At 51.3% G+C, this 16,219-nt stretch carries 12 protein-coding genes; 9 read left to right on the top strand and 3 right to left on the bottom strand.

Translation table 11 applies throughout. From position 1 onward, the window contains the following. The first annotated feature begins 176 nt into the window (after positions 1-176). From ACSYTG_RS12125 to ACSYTG_RS12100, 6 genes are all read left to right on the top strand, one after another. Positions 177-386, top strand: a complete 210-nt coding sequence (locus ACSYTG_RS12125; RefSeq protein ID WP_086645129.1) for a TOBE domain-containing protein — start codon at positions 177-179, stop codon at positions 384-386. Positions 387-1,076: 690 nt separating this feature from the next. Then, positions 1,077-2,528: a carbohydrate porin gene (locus ACSYTG_RS12120; protein ID WP_489783509.1), complete on the top strand. Its 1,452-nt coding sequence runs from the start codon at positions 1,077-1,079 to the stop codon at positions 2,526-2,528. Between the two features lie 187 nt (positions 2,529-2,715). Beyond that, positions 2,716-4,521, top strand: a complete 1,806-nt coding sequence (locus tag ACSYTG_RS12115; RefSeq protein ID WP_491706430.1) for a 2-oxoglutarate and iron-dependent oxygenase domain-containing protein — start codon at positions 2,716-2,718, stop codon at positions 4,519-4,521. Positions 4,522-4,669: 148 nt separating this feature from the next. Then, a complete protein-coding gene (locus ACSYTG_RS12110) occupies positions 4,670-6,031 on the top strand; it encodes a nucleobase:cation symporter-2 family protein (RefSeq protein WP_489783365.1) in 1,362 nt (453 codons plus the stop codon). 271 nt (positions 6,032-6,302) lie between these two features. After that, a complete protein-coding gene (locus ACSYTG_RS12105; protein WP_489783364.1) occupies positions 6,303-7,904 on the top strand; it encodes a hypothetical protein in 1,602 nt (533 codons plus the stop codon). 284 nt (positions 7,905-8,188) lie between these two features. Continuing rightward, positions 8,189-9,370: an aminotransferase class I/II-fold pyridoxal phosphate-dependent enzyme gene (locus ACSYTG_RS12100; RefSeq protein WP_489783363.1), complete on the top strand. Its 1,182-nt coding sequence runs from the start codon at positions 8,189-8,191 to the stop codon at positions 9,368-9,370. Positions 9,371-9,508: 138 nt separating this feature from the next. Here ACSYTG_RS12100 and ACSYTG_RS12095 read toward each other — a convergent pair whose 3' ends face one another. Genes ACSYTG_RS12095 through ACSYTG_RS12085 form a run of 3 tightly spaced genes read right to left on the bottom strand, consistent with a single transcriptional unit; the run spans position 9,509 to position 12,632 of the window. Beyond that, entirely contained in the window at positions 9,509-10,753 is a 1,245-nt protein-coding gene (locus ACSYTG_RS12095; RefSeq protein WP_489783362.1) for a M20 family metallo-hydrolase, read from the bottom strand. 35 nt (positions 10,754-10,788) lie between these two features. Then, a complete protein-coding gene (locus ACSYTG_RS12090; RefSeq protein ID WP_489783361.1) occupies positions 10,789-11,733 on the bottom strand; it encodes a 2-hydroxyacid dehydrogenase in 945 nt (314 codons plus the stop codon). A gap of 26 nt (positions 11,734-11,759) precedes the next feature. Beyond that, positions 11,760-12,632 carry a dimethylarginine dimethylaminohydrolase family protein gene (locus ACSYTG_RS12085; RefSeq protein WP_086645137.1) on the bottom strand — a complete coding sequence of 291 codons (873 nt, stop codon included), beginning with the start codon at positions 12,630-12,632 and terminating at the stop codon, positions 11,760-11,762. Between the two features lie 315 nt (positions 12,633-12,947). Between ACSYTG_RS12085 and ACSYTG_RS12080 the strand changes: the two genes are divergently transcribed. The 3 genes from ACSYTG_RS12080 to ACSYTG_RS12070 are packed head-to-tail and all read left to right on the top strand — an operon-like array spanning position 12,948 to position 16,217. Beyond that, complete coding sequence (locus ACSYTG_RS12080; RefSeq protein ID WP_489783360.1) at positions 12,948-13,901, top strand: LysR family transcriptional regulator; 954 nt, start codon at positions 12,948-12,950, stop codon at positions 13,899-13,901. Beyond that, positions 13,901-15,475, top strand: a complete 1,575-nt coding sequence (locus tag ACSYTG_RS12075) for an ABC transporter substrate-binding protein/permease (RefSeq protein ID WP_489783359.1) — start codon at positions 13,901-13,903, stop codon at positions 15,473-15,475. Before ACSYTG_RS12080 ends, ACSYTG_RS12075 begins: the two co-directional genes overlap by 1 nt. Further along, a complete protein-coding gene (locus ACSYTG_RS12070; protein WP_489783358.1) occupies positions 15,465-16,217 on the top strand; it encodes an amino acid ABC transporter ATP-binding protein in 753 nt (250 codons plus the stop codon). Before ACSYTG_RS12075 ends, ACSYTG_RS12070 begins: the two co-directional genes overlap by 11 nt. The last annotated feature ends 2 nt before the right edge of the window (positions 16,218-16,219 follow it).

Here is a 16,219-nt window from a genome sequence, read left to right as displayed (position 1 = left end):
CGTGTTGTGGTTTGGTTGGGGTTAAAGCACAATAACCCCAACTGTAAGCACTGTAGCAAGCTGGTGTTTTCTACAGGACGTGGCAGTATATAAAAGAAGGAGCATCTGGCTCCTGCAATACTCTCTCTACCGTCCGTCAGAGGGAGATAGCTGATAAAAATGCTGGAGATAGAATAATGAAGATTAGCGCACGCAATCAGATCAAAGGTACAGTCAGAAAAATAGAAAAAGGTGCAACCACCTCTCATGTGAGCATCGAAATTGCAGGTGGAGCTATTGTTATGGCATCCATTACCAATGAAGCTGTGGCAGACCTCGGGCTAAAGGACGGAGAGTCCGTCTATGCTGTGATCAAGGCATCCGATGTTATGGTGGGTGTTGACTAAAGGCATTCCATTTCTGGAACCGTGCCTTGTGCAGAGGGTGCTTGTAGCCTCATAAAATCTGGCACGGTTTCCATTCTTTTGAAACAAGAGTGTTCATAGATAAAGATGAACAGAGATGTTTTTGAAACTGACCTGTGTTTTAAGGCAATAAAGAAATCAGCTTAAAAACCGGCTGGTTACAGCATTTTATGGGATGCAAAGAACCAATTTGGCGATACTTGAAAGCAATACGTAAAGGTATGCCGGTACCCGACAGATATTATATTATCTGAGCAGAAAAATGAATTACTGAAGTATGTTCTGTTGTTATTACAAATAAGCGACAAGAACGTGAATTGAAAATTTTTAAAACCCGGTTTAGCCTCATAAAAAACAATCATAAGAAAAAGAAAAAAATGTCTGACAAAATGATGCTCCGTGCTCCCCCAGACCTGCAACAGCACAATAAGGTGCCCGTAAGCTTGCCTGTCGTCAGCAAGCTCTAAGCGCGTCTTTATTCTGTAAATCAGGAATGTTGTGCCTCTGTTTCAGCGCAAGCTGGGGCGGATGCTTGCAGCTTTGGATAAAGCCATGTCCACATTTCGGGGTCATAGCCGCAAAGCATGTGCCTTGCGGTGTCGTATCTTTTATTCTCTCGCAAAATTGCCTGCTGTTTTGGGGCTTGTTCTTCTGGCTGTGCCTTACGCCGTAATGGCTCAGGACGTTAAAAAATTGCCTGTGTCCGCAGGTGTTGAAGCCAGTGGGGGGCATGGCACTGCACCGCCCCCGGTCAAACATAAGCGGCCTATTGCGGAAGATCGTCTGGAATCCTTGTTTCAGACGGAAAGTATTTCCTCATTATTGAACCATAATGAAGATGCCTTGCGGCGGGGGGATATTAGTGCAGGGTATTATGTGTCCGAGCAGGCATTTGGCAACCTTATGCCCTCCCTTAAACCCTTACGGGACCGTCTGGCGAACCATGGTTTCAGCTTTGAACTAACCTATAAAGGTGAGGGCATGGGGAATATGAGCGGTGGCCTTTCCAAAGGAATGGACTACACGCATGAAGTGCGTATTGCCATGCTGTTTGATCTGGGCCGGCTAACCAGATGGAAACCGCTGGAAGGCTGGTTCCTGCACGGTATTGTCATGAACCGGGAGGGCCGGCAGGTTGGGTGGGACCACGTGGGCGAGCGCAATGTTCTGCTGACCGAGGTCTGGAGTATTCATGGCCCTGCCGCCGCACGTCTGGCAGACCTTTACGTAGAAAAATCGTTCCTGAACAACAGGATCAATATTAATCTCGGGCGTATTGCGCTCACGCATACCTATTCCACTTCGGTGCTGCTGTGCACGTTCATGACCATGTGTTCCGCACCTATGGCCATTCGTGAGCCTGCGGGCTGGAGCGTGTATCCTAAAACATCGTGGGGCGGAACATTCCGCATACGTCCCACGCGGGATCTGATTTTACGAACAGGCGTGTACCGCATTGGCCCCAAAGCGGTTGATAACACAGGCTGGGCGTGGGGGAGTGAGCCGTACACTGGTATTCAGACCCCTGTGGAACTGACCTGGGAACCCTTTTTTGGTGAACGCAAATTGCCCGGTCATTACAAAATTGGGTATGCGCATGATACGTCCCCCTATGCGGACATGATCGGGGTTGTTCCTTATGCTTTTGCCGGGTCCGTGCAAAAGCATAAGGAAAAGCCCAGAGATACGTTTTATATCGAGACGGACCAGATGGTTTACCGCAGTCATGGGCAACACCAGATGGCGGGGGGGTATGTGCTGGCGGGATTTGTCCATAATACTCCAAGCAATTCTACATTCGCCAATGAGTTTTATGTCGGGGCTTCCTTGCTGGGGATTATTCCCGGGCGTCCGTTTGACCGGTTTGGGGTCATGTATTCCTATTACCAGCTCAGCCCCCGCACGACGTATGGGCAACGATTGCGCCAGATGGCAGGCATGTCCATGGGGGCCTATGTTAATGCACCTCAGACCCACTCTGCTATTCTGGAAGCGTATTATGGTATCCCCATCATGCCGGGGTTGGTTGTAACTCCCGAGTTTGAATACATGATGCGCCCGGGGGAGACATCGGTCATTCCCAACGCTGTTCTGGCAGGGCTTAAAGTGATCAGTGCTTTGTAAAGCGGTCCAGTCGGGCGGTGTTTCAGGCCGCCCGTATTTTTCCAGCTTCCAGCGTGCTTGTTACAGGCCCGATCTTTTGGGGGTGGGTGCCCTCCTTGGTTGCCATATCTTAATTCTGGACATGTTTTTAGCCATTTGAGCTATTTATCATTCCGGAATCATAACTATAATTCAGGTCGTGCGCTATGTGAGGAGGCTCGATCTGTCAGAGATTCAGGAAACCGCATTTATCAGGCGTGGCGCCAATTTCTCGTTTGGTCAAACGGCTTACCCCGATGGAGGGGAGTTCAGGGTCACCAGTGGTGCCTATGCTGCTCTGATCCTGTTGGAAACAGGTACCATGAGCACGGTTATTGATAGGAACCGGCGCGAGCTGCATGCTGGTGAATGCGGTATTTTTATCAACAGAACGGGCCGTCGCTCCACTTACGCTCCGGGCAGCCGTGTGATGTGGTGCGAAACACCGCTGCTCAAGTCTGCCCTGCCCGCCAGAAGTGATTTTCTGGGGGACAGGGTTCGCGCATCCCAGCGTATTCTCACGTTGTTTCGTGAGGGCATTAACTGCGGCCTGAATAGCTCGCCCACGCTGGATACATTACGCAATGCTTTGGGCGAGGCCCTGTTTGCGGCATGGCGTATAGAGGCAGGGCAGGACGTTATCGGGCATATGCCGCCCTCCCTGATTGCGGCAAAATCCTATATCGACCAGCATTACGCTGAAAAGCCATCCCTTGAGCAACTGGCTAGCGTGGCTGGTGTTACACCGCCTTACCTGATCGACCTGTTCCGCCGCCATCAGGGCACAACCCCTATACGGTATTTACGTAACGTAAGGGCCCAAGCGGCTTTGCGCCTTATACGGCATACAGATATGTCGCTTGCCAGTATTGCCGATATTACCGGGTACGGATCGGCATTTCATCTCTCGCGTGAGGTCCGGCTGATGAATGGCCAGAGCCCACGCAGTATCCGGCAGCGCGGTATTCATGGCCAGACATCCCATACCATGGGAGACGCCACCCGCCTGCCTAGCGATCAGTATCAGTCTTTGCGTCCTGCGTTTGAAAGGATACGTCCGATGGTTCCCCCTATTCCTGTTATTGATATTGCAGCACTCCGCCATGGCAGCAGTGCGGAGCGTAAGGTAGTGGCTGCAGCCCTTGGCAGGGCATGCCGCGAAGCCGGTTTTTTTTACATTACCGGCCACGGTGTTGCGCCTGAAATGATGAACAAGCTTTTTGAAGCTTCACGCATTTTCTTCAACCAGCCTGCCAATGCCAAGGAAAAGGTCGCCATGAGCAGGCTTGGCAAAAATCGGGGTTATGTTGGCCTGGGCGTCGAACGGCTTGATACGACATCCCTGCCCGATAATAAGGAAGCCTTCAATATCAGCCCCCATAATGTGGATGATGCAGATGTATGGCCCGATTTACCGGGGTGGCGGGACCTGATGATGGCGTATTTTACAACATGTCTGGATATAGGTGCGGCCCTGCACCGTGGTTTTGCGCGCGACCTTGGCGTGGATGAGAACTTTTTTGTTGATAAGTTCCAAAACCCCATGGCAACGCTGCGTCTGCTGCGTTACCCGCCTTCTCTATCAAAACGTGCCGATCAGGCTCCGGGGGCAGGGGCACATACGGATTATGGCAATGTGACCATTCTGGCCGTTAATGGTGTGTCCGGCCTGCAGGTGCGCCCACGTGGGAGTGACTGGATGGATGCGCCACTTATTCCCGGTACGTTTATCTGCAACATTGGGGACTGCCTGATGCGCTGGAGCAACGATGTGTATGTCTCCACCCCCCATCGTGTTTTGCGCCCAGAAGGAGAGCGATATTCCATTGCCTTTTTTCTGGACCCGGATGCGGATGCACAGGTTGAACCAATTGTCAGCCAGCAAGGTGAAAGTGCGCATTACCCGCCTGTGAGTGGCTACGATTATCTGCAGGAAAGGCTACAGGCAACGTATGGGCACCAGAGCTACGGCTGAATAAGCTAGTCCATGCTTTCCATTTTGATCGTGAGTAGAGAACATGATCAATACTCAAAAAATTTCCTTAATCTCATAGTTCAGTCATACATGGCCGGAAGGAACTGGGATGAAGTGCTGCGAAACAAATGCAGGTGTGTCAGGTTGTATGACAAAGGCTCAATCAGCACAGGATAATCCGGTTGATGAAGTGCTGCCCTTAAACAAGCTGATTATCTATGGTGTTCAGCATGTCTGCACGTTTTATGCTGCTGCGGTTATTGTGCCTATCATTCTGGCCAATGCGCTTAACCTATCCAGAAGTGACCTGCTACACCTGATCAATGCTGATCTTTTTACATGTGGTATTGCGTCTTTAATACAATCAGTTGGTATTGGAAAAATTGGTGTCCGTTTACCGATGTTACAGGGGGTTACTTTTACGGCCATGGTGCCGATGGTCACCATTGGTGTAGCTGCAGGTGGCGGAATAGAAGGATTGCGAGAGATTTACGGTGCAATTCTCATAGCAGGTCTGTTCGCGTTTATAGCAGGAAAATATTTTTCCAAAATTGTAAGGTTTTTCCCACCAGTGGTCATGGGATCAACCATTCTTATCGTCGGGCTTGCCCTGCTTCCCATAGCCGCAAATGATATTGTTGGTGGTCAGAGCCCGAGCATTATGCAGAGCTCTGTTAATATCAGGAATATTTATTATGCGTTGGGTACTTTTTTTCTGATTGTCATCTTACAAAGAGTGTTACGTGGCTTCTTTTCCACCATAGCAGTGCTGTTGGGTTTGCTCCTATGTTCGGGCATTGCCATGATGCTGGGTGACATGAAAGTGCATGATTATAATGCCCTGCCTTGGGTGGCTTATACTCAGCCCTTTTATTTTGGACTTCCTATTTTTCATATCGCACCAATTCTGTCGATGACAGTTGTTATGATCATTGCCATGATCGAAACATCTGCCGGCGTTTATGCCATTGGCTCCATTGTAAAGCGTGATATTCATGCCGAGGACATTGCCTCCGCTATTCAGGCGGATGGTTTGGCGACTGTTCTGGGCAGTATTCTCAACTCGTTCCCTTATACATGTTATGCAGAGAATGTTGGACTGGTGCGTATGACTGGTGTGCGGAGCCGTTGGGTTATTGTATCCGCCTCTGTCATTATGATCATTCTCAGCAGTTTTCCGGTCTCAGCGGCTCTTGTCGCCAGTATTCCGGCCCCGGTACTGGGGGGCGCTGCCCTTGCCATGTTTGCAACAGTCGCAATGATTGGTGTTCAGATCTTAAGTCAGGTTGATTTTGATGATCATAATAACATCATTATTGCGGGGGCCAGCGTTGCATTGAGCATGCTGGTTACGGCTCAACCGCATATTACAGACAGCCTCCCATCATGGGTGCGGATTGTGTTCGGGAGCGGGATTACCGTTGGTGCTCTTACGGCTATTTTCCTTAGCCTTCTTTTCAATCATGTTTTGCCGCCTTCAAAATCAGATAAAAATCTGGCCAGCAATTAACGGCGTTCATAATTGCCGAAAGATATGCCGTGCATGTATGGGAAGGGGGAAAGCTCCTTCCCCTTCAGTGTTTGAGAAGAATGTTAGATATTTGTGCGAGGATGCTCTGATTATTGGTGGAAATGAAATTTTATGGTGTGCATTCAATAGTAAAAAAATATTAAGCACAAATTCTCAAAGTTGATGGTCTTGACACTTAAAAAATCCTCTTGAATGGTGTTGTTTTCTGCTTTATGAGTTCCGAAATGGCAAAATATTGTGGAAATAAAAAATGAGTAAAGGTGGATTATTAAAAAATAAAAATATTAATTTAATTGGGATTTTTATGTTGTGGATTTTAACCATAACATACTTGGTTCTTCATCATGCCCTATGGCGGGATGAAGTGCGGAATTTTATGATAGGCATAGGGGCAACGTCCCGGATCCATATTATTGGGAATCCACACCCATTTTTAGTCTATAAAATAGAGCAGTTGTTATATTGGATAACTGATTCTTATTATGTTTTGCCAGCTTCATCGTTGTTCATATCTCTTTGCTCTGTAATATTGCTGCTGTTTTTCTCGCCATTTAATTTCAGACTCAAAGCGCTGATACTTTTTGGCTATCCCATGCTGTATGAATATACGGTTATGGATAGGAATTATGGCATAAGCGCTCTGTTGATGCTGCTGCTTGCCTGCTGTTTTTCAGCTGATAAATACAAATATATTTTTTCGGGTCCTATTTTGTTTTTGTTGGCTAATACCAACGTACACTCCGCTCTGATCGTGGGGGGATTTTCAGTTTTATGGCCATTAAGCATTTGGTACGAAAATGGCAAAAAGTGGAGTGAGGACACTAAAAAAGCATGCCTCAACAGTTTTCTGGGTATTGCGGGATTTATTGCCTGTTTCATGACAGTTTATCCAACCCGTTATGATCTGGCTGCGGCTCATCCGGTAGAGATGACCGTCAAACACCATTTCCGATTTTTCAAGCATTTGACCTTTTTCGGGTGCAAAGACTATTTATCCGATGTTTTCGGCCATCACCTTTTCGGAAAAATTGTATATCTTGCTCTGGAAGCAGTAGCTTACGCTGCTATCTTGTTTTCCCCCCTTGTCTTGTGGGGTGATGCTTTTCTATTTTCTGTTGCAGCGCTGTCTCTTATCGGATTTTCTGCGTTTTTTTCTATCGTTTATCAAGGTGGTTATCGGCATGAGGCTCTCTGGCTCATGCTTGTTGTTGCATTATTGTGGATAAAGAAAAACACGGGCAAAGAGCCTACCGGTAATGTCCTGAATAAAATTGGGTCTGTCTCATTTTATACAATACTCACTATTCAAGTCATTCTGTCTGGGTTGCTGGCATTTCATGAGGTGCATAAACCCAATAGCATGTCCAAACAATTTGTGGATTTTATCAATAAAGACGAAATTTTAAAGAATTCTCCTATTCTTTCATCCATGGATTATAATCTGGAGGCAATTCCTTACTATACAAAACGACCCGTGTTCATGATGACATCGAATGACTATGATGTTGTCGTTCCTTATAAAAACAAGCTGGATTACAATCTGGATGATTTGCTCAAGGCCGCACAAAAGCTGGCCGTGTGTTCTAAATCTCCGCCCTTGATTCTGATTGCTAATGATAAGGAAAAAGCAGGGAGTTCTGTTCTGAATATCATGGATGAAAATGCGGAAAAATCTGTCCGTAATTATATGTACAACTACTGGACATTTACCGTAACATCCGAACAAAAAAAGAGATTTTTAGAAAATACGCGTGAAATCGCGAGGTATCCCAATGGTTATCTGGAGCAGGGCTTTATAGTTTACCAACTGAATGTGGTCAGGGCAGAACAGAGTGATTGCCGGTCAAAATAGGGCAGGGCCTCTGTTACGCTTTGTTCTGGAGAGGAATAAAGTGACTGGCGATGAATTGAACGCCCTCCCGATTTTTCAGGCTTGTCTTCAGAGTATATTTTTAGATACGTTATCGGAACATATCGGCCGACTTCCGTTACAACAAAAGTGAACTTTTCTTTTCACCTCTTTTTCGTACAGTTCTGATCATTCTACTTTGGCCACCATGCTACTCTGCACGAGCAGTGTTTGAGCCAAAGAAGTTTTCTCCCGGATTCCTTTCTTTCCCCGACAGGAGACACGCCATGGTTGCCCCTCTGCCACCGCACACACAGCAGGAGTTTCAGGAGCGTGGTTTTTCCCGCAGGCAGATCGGTCGCATTGGTCTTGTTCTGGGCGCTGGTGCTGTTATGGCCGGCATGCCTTGGCACAGGAGCCGGGCGGATACCCTGCCTGTAGGCGGGGTTTACCCTGCGGGGGCCATTCTGCTCAATGGGAATGAATTCTGGACGGGGCCTTTTCCCTCGGCCTTGCCCGCCGGACAAAAGGCGTTGCTGAACGGCAACCGTTATCTGACCGGTAAGGAGCGTCAGGCGCTTGTTGAAGCCGTGGCAACGTATGATCATATTTCTCCAGAGCTGGTAACTCCCTGGCCGGGGTCGAGCGACCCGCTGTGCCGGACTGTGATTTCCTTCTGTTCGCCTACGCAGGGCCTTGTAACCAGCAACCCTACATACGAGACGGTATGGGGTGTTGCGGAATGGCTACAGATCCCCCTGACCAAAGTCCCCCTAAGGGCAGACAATGGCTATAAGACCGATGTGCGGGCCATGCTCAAGGCTGATCCGCATGCAGGTATGTATTACATATGCAGCCCCAATAACCCGACTGGCACGGTTACGCCGTTAGCGGATATTGCATGGCTTGCCCGTAATATTCCTGAAAAATCCGTGCTGGTGGTGGATGAAGCCTATCAGCATTTCAGTAACGCCCCCTCTGCGGTTTCACTGCTTGGGTCGTGCCGTAATCTTGTTGTTTTACGTACTTTTTCCAAACTGTTCGGCATGGCCGGACTTCGCTTGGGGCTGAGTATTGCTCACCCGCAATTGCATGACAGAATGATGCGGTATGATGGCATTTACCAGACGACCATGCTTTCCGTCCCCGCTGTTTCTATCGGCACGGATAGTCTGAAAGATCAGGCTGAAATTGCAAAGCGGCGTTCTGAAACACGCCAAAACCGCAAAGTCATGCAGGAATGTCTGAGCCATTATGGCGTCCGGACTATTCCAAGTGAAGCCAATATGCTTATGGCAGACTGGCGCACAGCACCCGGGCCAATTGTGAGAACATTTGCTCAGAACAATGTGATTATCGGACGAAGCTGGGAGATCTGGCCCACCTGTTCCAGAATTACCGTGGGCTCGGCCAGCGATGTGCAGGTTTTTTGTAAAGCCATGGAACAGGTTGCATCACTGATTAAGTGACAAGCTGATTGTGTTGCAACGCCGCTCAATAAAGGGGAGGGAGAAGATCAACTTCTTCCTCCCCTTTTTATAAAGTGCAGTTTCTAGGACTGGAAAACCAGAATGGTCTTTGAAGGGGTGTAGTGAAAAAAGATCTCTTTAAAAAAGATGATCAGCTTTCAAAACAGCATTCAACAGAACATTGCTGCCCGCCGTGACGTCTTCCGGTGTGGCGCTTTCTGCCTCGTTATGGCTGATGCCATGCAGGCATGGCACAAAGATCATGGCAGTTGGTACAACACGGGAGACATAAACGGCATCATGCCCGGCGCCGGAAACAATATCGCGCATGCTGTAGCCAAGTTCTTCCGTGCTTTCCTTAACGCTGGCAATGCAACGTGGGTCAAAATGAACGGCCGGGGAGTTCCATGTTGGTGTAACCGTGACCTGCACATCGTTTTCCAGTGCACAGGCCTGCATGCGCTGTAGGAAATCTTCTTCCATGGTCTGTAAGACAGGCTCTGACGGGTTGCGCAGGTCCACTGTAAAGCGGACCTCCCGTGGCACAACGTTGCTGCTGGCCGGGAGTGCCGTAATAATACCAATGGTGCTTAGCCCTTCAGGCGCATGGGCCTGAGCCACGGCATTGACCTGTTCAATCATGCGTGCGGCAGCCAGGAGTGCGTCCTTGCGCATGGGCATGGGGGTTGTGCCTGCATGGGCGGAGCGACCACGTACAACAACCTCGTACCAGCGCATGCCCTGTACACCCGTTACCACGCCTATGGTGCGGTCTTCGGCTTCCAGCACGGGGCCTTGCTCAATGTGCAGTTCAAAATATGCAGCGGCAGGGTGCTGGCCACAGGGTTCTGTGCCAACAAAACCACCGCGTTCGAGTTCCTGCCGTAGGGTTATGCCGGCTCCATCGGCGCGGGAGCCTGCGAATTCCTCGGTAAAGGCTCCCCCAAAAACGCCCGATGCCAGCATGGGCGGGGTAAAGCGTGCGCCTTCCTCGTTGGTCCAGTTTACAACTTCCAGCGCATGCTTGGTTGTAACTCCTGCATCATGCAGGGCGCGCAAAACGGCAATGCCCCCCAGCACCCCCAGAATACCATCAAAGCGACCACCTGTGACCTGTGTGTCCAGGTGGCTGCCCATCATAATAGGGGGGAGGTCATCATGTGTGCCGGGGCGGCGTGCAAACTGGTTGCCCATGGAGTCATACGTAACCGTGCAGCCAAGTGCCGTGCATGTCTGCTCAAACCAGACGCGAACCTGCCTGTCTTCATCCGTCAGGGCAAGGCGGCAGACGCCACCTTTTTCTGTGCCGCCAAAGGCTGCGGTTGTGACAAGGTCATGCCACAGGGCCTGTCCGTTTACTGTCAGGTTGGCGTGCTGGCTCATATCCTGTCCATTCCCTGTTTCAAGCTGTTCGGTTTTTAGTAACCACGTGCTGTGTCGCACAGTAATGCGGGTTTTTCCCCCCGCTCCAGACTGCGCACCACGTCGGCTACGTAACGGGCCTGCACCTCCCGCGCGGCCTCAGAGGCAACATGGGGAGTTATGGTCAGGCGTGGGTGGTGCCACAGGGGATCTGCTGGTGGTAGGGGTTCTGGTGTTACCACATCCAGTACTGCGCCACAGAGTGTTCCATCATCCAGAGCACGGAGCAAATCGCTTTGCACCACGTGGCGCCCACGCCCGACATTGATAAACCCGGCCCCTTTGGGCAACTGGCTGAGCAGGGTGTGGTTGATCAGCCCGTCAGTTGCAGGGGTTGCGGGTAGAAGATTGACCAGAACATCCAGCTCGGCCAGAAAATCGGGCAATGTGTCCGCCCCACTCCAGACCGTTATGCCATCCAGTTCGGCCGGGGTACGCTTCCAGCCCGATACGCAAAAACCGACCTGTGCCAGCGCCTGTGCCACATAGGCCCCAAGGTGGCCCAGCCCCATAACGCCTACTCTGGTCGTGCTGGATGTGCGGCAGCATACATTGTTGCGCCATATGCCCTGCTGCTGCTGCACGGCCCATGTCCGGGCATCCCGCAGCAGACCGATAACCGCCCACAGAACATAATCGGCCATCAGCCGTGCGGTTTGCTCCCCGCCCATGCGGACAAGTGGAACCGTGCGGGGGAAGTGTTCGTGCGCCAGAAGGTGGTCAACACCCGCTCCGGTGCAGATAATCCCCTGCATGCCCGCAAGGCGTTCCATATGTTCAGGTTCGGGGGTCCAGACGAGTGCGTAATCATCCCCCCCGACTTCCCACGCAGGGTCATACCATGAGCAGACATCCAGATCAGGCGCGACAGCAGCAAAGGCCTGATGCCAGCTTTCATACGCCTTCTTGCCATCTGCGCTGATAACAATCCGTGCTGGCATCTGCCCCTGCTCCTTTAGTTTGTGCCTTACGCGGTCTGCAAAGACTGACGGCGCAAAGGCATGGTCATGCAATGAATGCTGCCCCCCCCGCGGGAGAACTGGTTCAGTTCCGGGTCAAGCACACTCAACCCTTCGGCCCGCAGCATGGCATTGATACGGGTGGAATGGCGCGGGCTTACAACCCGGTCACGCCCCAGAGCCAGCACATTGCACCCCATATCCCGCATGGCTTCACGGTAGGTTACGGGCAGAATACGGATACCCTGCTCACGGAACCACTCCAGATCTGCTTCGTCCAGCACATCGACTGCCGCAATCGCCAGATTTTCCGCCACCATGCAGAAAATAACGTCCAGATGCAGGAAATGTTCGGGAAAATGGATCATGCGGCAGGTCCAGCCTGCTTCTTCAAACCAGCTGATGAACTCGGCCGCCCCTTTGGTATCCGTGCGCCCACCACTGACCCCTACGGCCAGAAGACCGGGGCGGATGATATGAATATCCCCCCCTTCAATCCGGCCTGCGGTGCAGGTGCGCCAGATTTCGTCGGGTGCATAAAAGGTGCGGATTTCCTTTTCTTCCCCCACCCGTTCAGGGCGGGAAAGGCTGGTGACTACCGTGCCAAATGGCGTGGTCTGCGAGCTGTCGCGGGTGTAAACCTCGTAAGGCATGCCCTTGTGCGGCGTGAGAAAATGGCAGGAAACATCCGCCCCCTTGAGGGTGGAAACCAGCTCGTTGAACTGGCTGCTCAGGATGTTCCGGTCAATACTGCCACCGCCAGCCATGGTCTGAATGGCGATGTCGTTGCTCGGAATCCATTCATAATAATCTGGCGGGCATAAAAGAACATCTGTCAGCACACCGGTTTCGCTATCAATAAACCACCTGTTTGCAGCCATGTCTTGTCAATCCCCAAGGTATCTGTTTTCCCTTGCAGGCTATCCGAGCCTCGTTTCGGACCCAATATGAACAGATATGAGTTTACTTTGGTTTTTTCGCAAACATAGGCAAACAACGCGGAAAACCGTCATTCTGCCGCGTTCTGGTGCGCGTATGTTTATGCATTGCACTGGTTCTCTCTTCACATCGTATATTTTCCACGTCATAATTATTCTGGATAAAGAACGATAACGGTTTGCCAGCATAGAACAGGAGCCTTTGGCAGCACCTTCCGCCCTCTTCTTGACGCCCCATCCGACAGGAGCATTCAAACCATGACGGGAAGCAGCCATAAAACACCCCGCCCCAGAAAGAGGCCACGCGGTTTTCAGGGGCATGTTTCCGAAATTGATCTGCGGCTGCTGCGTGTCTTTCACACTGTGGCGGAACAGGGGGGCTTCAGTGCGGCCGAAATTACACTGGGCAAAAGCAAATCGTCTATCAGTCTGGATATTTCCGCGCTGGAAACCCGTCTGGGCCTGACCATCTGCCTGCGCGGCCGCAGTGGCTTTGCCCTTACGGATGAAGGGCGCGAGGTGCTGGAGGCAACCCGCAAACTCTTTGTCAGTCTGGAGAACTTCCGCCAGCAGATCAACCAGACCAGTGGCATGCTCAGCGGCACTTTTAACCTGTATGTTCCCGATAACATACAGACCCATGGTGAGACACCGCTGGTCAAAGCCATTCACACCTTTACGCAAAGCCACCCTGGTGTGTTCATGAACCTGCATTCCGCCTCCACCAAGGAGGTAGAAGTTGCAGTCATGACCGGGCAGGCCACGGCTGGCATTGCTTTGTATGCACAGGGGCAGGCCCCGTTGGGTTGCCGCCCGCTTGTGGCGGAGGCGTCTTTTCTGTTCTGTGGCTCCCGCCATCCTCTTTTCCATATGCCTGAAGAAGACATCACCCTTGATGTGCTAACCAGCCACAGCATGGTCAGCGTGGCAGATGCCGCCACATCCGACAGGTGGGAGGAGATACGCCCGCTGTTTACCTATCGTGCCAAGGCCGACAAGGTGGATGCGCGCGCCCTGCTCATTCTTTCTGGCAGTTATATGGGCTTTCTGCCCGAAGTGTTTGCCGCTCCTCTTGTTGCACAGGGTTTGCTGCGCCGGATTGTTTTTAACGATCTGCGGCTGATCACCTGCTGTCATTTTCTGGCACGTACGTCCCCCGAAACCAGCCTGATGGTCGAGACGTTCCGTGCCCTTCTGGAAGCTTCCTATTGATGACCAGCGTTTTATCTTACCTGCGGCTCCCCCGCAGGCTTCGTCCGGTTGCGGCCCTTGCGGTTGCGCTTACCGCAGCAGTGCTGCCCGGCGCAGCCCGGGCGGAGCAGGTTCCCTCGTTCGTGCAGGACGGCACATTAACCGTTTGTACCAACCCCACGCTGCCCCCCATGACCTTTGTAAAAGGGCAGGATGTTACACACCCGGAAGGGTTTGACATAGACGTGGCACAGGCACTGGCCACGCGCTGGCATGCCCGCCTGTCTGTGATCACCATGGATTTTACGGGGCTGTTCCCCAGCCTTTCTGCCCAACGCTGCGGTCTGGTCATGAGCGGTATTATCCGCACCCCCGCGCGGGAAAAAAGCTTTGATGCCGTTTCCTACCAGGATACGGCGCTTGTTGTTGTCGGGCGCAAAGGCACTCCTTCCCTGAGCAGTATGGATGAACTGTCGGGCAAGGATGTCGCGGTGGAATCCGGCACCAGCTACGTAACCCGGCTGGGGGTTGTAAACGATGCCCTGATTGCTGCGGGCAAGCCCCCCATGATCATCCAGCAATACCCAACCGAAGAGCAGGTGGTGCAGCAGGTGCTGATCGGGCGTGTTTTTGCCTTCGTCAGTCAGGATGTCGAGCTTTTTTACCGTATGCGCCAGTTGGGGGACAAACTGCATGTGCTGATTACCCCCAATATTCCGGATTACCGCCATTTTGCCATTTATATCCGCCAGAATCCTGAGGACCGGACACTGTTGCAGAACGCCATATCGGCGTTGGATAGCGATGGTACGCTGCAAACATTCCGCACCAAATGGTCTGTTACCGACCAGTCCACAAAAGGCGATGCAGCGCAGGCCGGGGCAGGCGGAATGTTTGACTGGAGCGCATTCTTTTCCGCTCTTACGTCCATGGCATTTTTGCACGGTGCACTGATTACCCTGAGTGTTGCGCTGATTTCGCACTTTATTGCCATCACAATTTCCGTGCCGATCGCCATTGTTTTGAATAGCCCGCAAAAATCGCTGCTAAAGGTGGCGCTGGAGGGTTATGTGTCGCTGTTCCGGGCTGCGCCCACACTGCTCCAGCTTCTGTTTATCTGGAATGCGGTGCCGCAGTTTTTCCCCATTTTTCGGGAACAGTGGTTTACGCCTTTTCTGGCCACCATTCTGGCTCTGTCCATTAATGAATCGGCTTATCAGGTCGAAATCAATCGTGCCGCATTGAGCGCGGTTGATCCGGGGCAGGAACTTGGCGCAAGTGCTCTGGGCCTGAGCCGGCGTGATATTTACTGGCGCGTTATTTTTCCGCAGGCTTTTCGTATTGCCCTGCCGCCAACCATTAACGAATTTATCAATCTGTTAAAAATCACGTCTCTGGCGTCTGTTATCTCGTTGCAGGAGTTGCTGGCGGTCACCCAGATACAGGTGGCACGGACATTTGCTTTTACCGAGTATTATGCCGCCGCACTGATTTACTACCTTGTCATGGTGTTCTTTTTCCTTTTCCTTCAGAAACGGGTGGAACGACGTTTTTCCTGGTCTGACCGCAAAAAGGTTGTTTCCAATGCAGCATGAAACCACAACCAATCCCATGATCTCCGTCCGGGGAATGAGCAAACTGTTCGGCAAGTTTGTTGCTCTGGACCGTGTGGATTTTGATATAAGCCGTGGTGAAAAAATTGTGGTTCTGGGGCCATCCGGGTCGGGAAAATCAACCCTTATCCGCACGCTCAACCAGATTGAACCGCATGACAGCGGTATGCTTACCATTGATGGCAAGCTGATCAATGAAAAGACGGACCCCATACAGCTCCGTTGCATGGTTGGGATGGTGTTCCAGAACTATAATCTGTTCCCGCATCTGAGCGTGCTGGAAAACTGTATCCTCGCCCCCATACGGGTCAGGCGCATGACCCGTATGGAAGCTACCGCCCTTGCCCGCCGTTATCTGGAACAGGTGGGGATTCCCGATCAGGCAGATAAATACCCCATTCAGTTGTCTGGTGGGCAGCAGCAGCGTGTAGCCATTGCCCGTGCCCTGTGTATGCAGCCAGAAGTGATGCTGTTTGATGAACCAACCGCAGCGCTGGACCCCGAGGCCATTGTGGGGGTGGTTGGTATTATGGACGAACTGGCAGAGCAGGGTATTACAACTGTTTGCGTAACCCACGAGATGGCGTTTAGCCGCCGGATTGCTGACCGTATTATTTTTATGGATCAGGGGAAAATTGTAGAAATTACGCCCCCGGAAACTTTTTTTACCTCGCCCAAGTCGGAGCGGGCACAGAATTTTCTTAACCAGATGCTCCGTTATTGAGA

Source organism: Acetobacter sp. ESL1128 (genome assembly GCF_058505085.1).
The sequence above is the reverse complement of the archived record's forward strand: the minus strand, read 5'-3'. Positions and strand labels throughout refer to the sequence as shown.

Excerpts from the sequence above, each read along its gene's own strand:
- ACSYTG_RS12110 (WP_489783365.1), top strand. The coding sequence starts at position 4,670 with ATGACAAAGGCTCAATCAGCACAGGATAATCCGGTTGATGAAGTGCTG.
- ACSYTG_RS12120 (WP_489783509.1), top strand. The coding sequence starts at position 1,077 with ATGGCTCAGGACGTTAAAAAATTGCCTGTGTCCGCAGGTGTTGAAGCC.
- ACSYTG_RS12095 (WP_489783362.1), bottom strand. The coding sequence starts at position 10,753 with ATGAGCCAGCACGCCAACCTGACAGTAAACGGACAGGCCCTGTGGCAT.
- ACSYTG_RS12100 (WP_489783363.1), top strand. The coding sequence starts at position 8,189 with ATGGTTGCCCCTCTGCCACCGCACACACAGCAGGAGTTTCAGGAGCGT.
- ACSYTG_RS12085 (WP_086645137.1), bottom strand. The coding sequence starts at position 12,632 with ATGGCTGCAAACAGGTGGTTTATTGATAGCGAAACCGGTGTGCTGACA.
- ACSYTG_RS12075 (WP_489783359.1), top strand. The coding sequence starts at position 13,901 with ATGACCAGCGTTTTATCTTACCTGCGGCTCCCCCGCAGGCTTCGTCCG.
- ACSYTG_RS12125 (WP_086645129.1), top strand. The coding sequence starts at position 177 with ATGAAGATTAGCGCACGCAATCAGATCAAAGGTACAGTCAGAAAAATA.
- ACSYTG_RS12070 (WP_489783358.1), top strand. The coding sequence starts at position 15,465 with ATGCAGCATGAAACCACAACCAATCCCATGATCTCCGTCCGGGGAATG.
- ACSYTG_RS12105 (WP_489783364.1), top strand. The coding sequence starts at position 6,303 with ATGAGTAAAGGTGGATTATTAAAAAATAAAAATATTAATTTAATTGGG.
- ACSYTG_RS12080 (WP_489783360.1), top strand. The coding sequence starts at position 12,948 with ATGACGGGAAGCAGCCATAAAACACCCCGCCCCAGAAAGAGGCCACGC.
- ACSYTG_RS12090 (WP_489783361.1), bottom strand. The coding sequence starts at position 11,733 with ATGCCAGCACGGATTGTTATCAGCGCAGATGGCAAGAAGGCGTATGAA.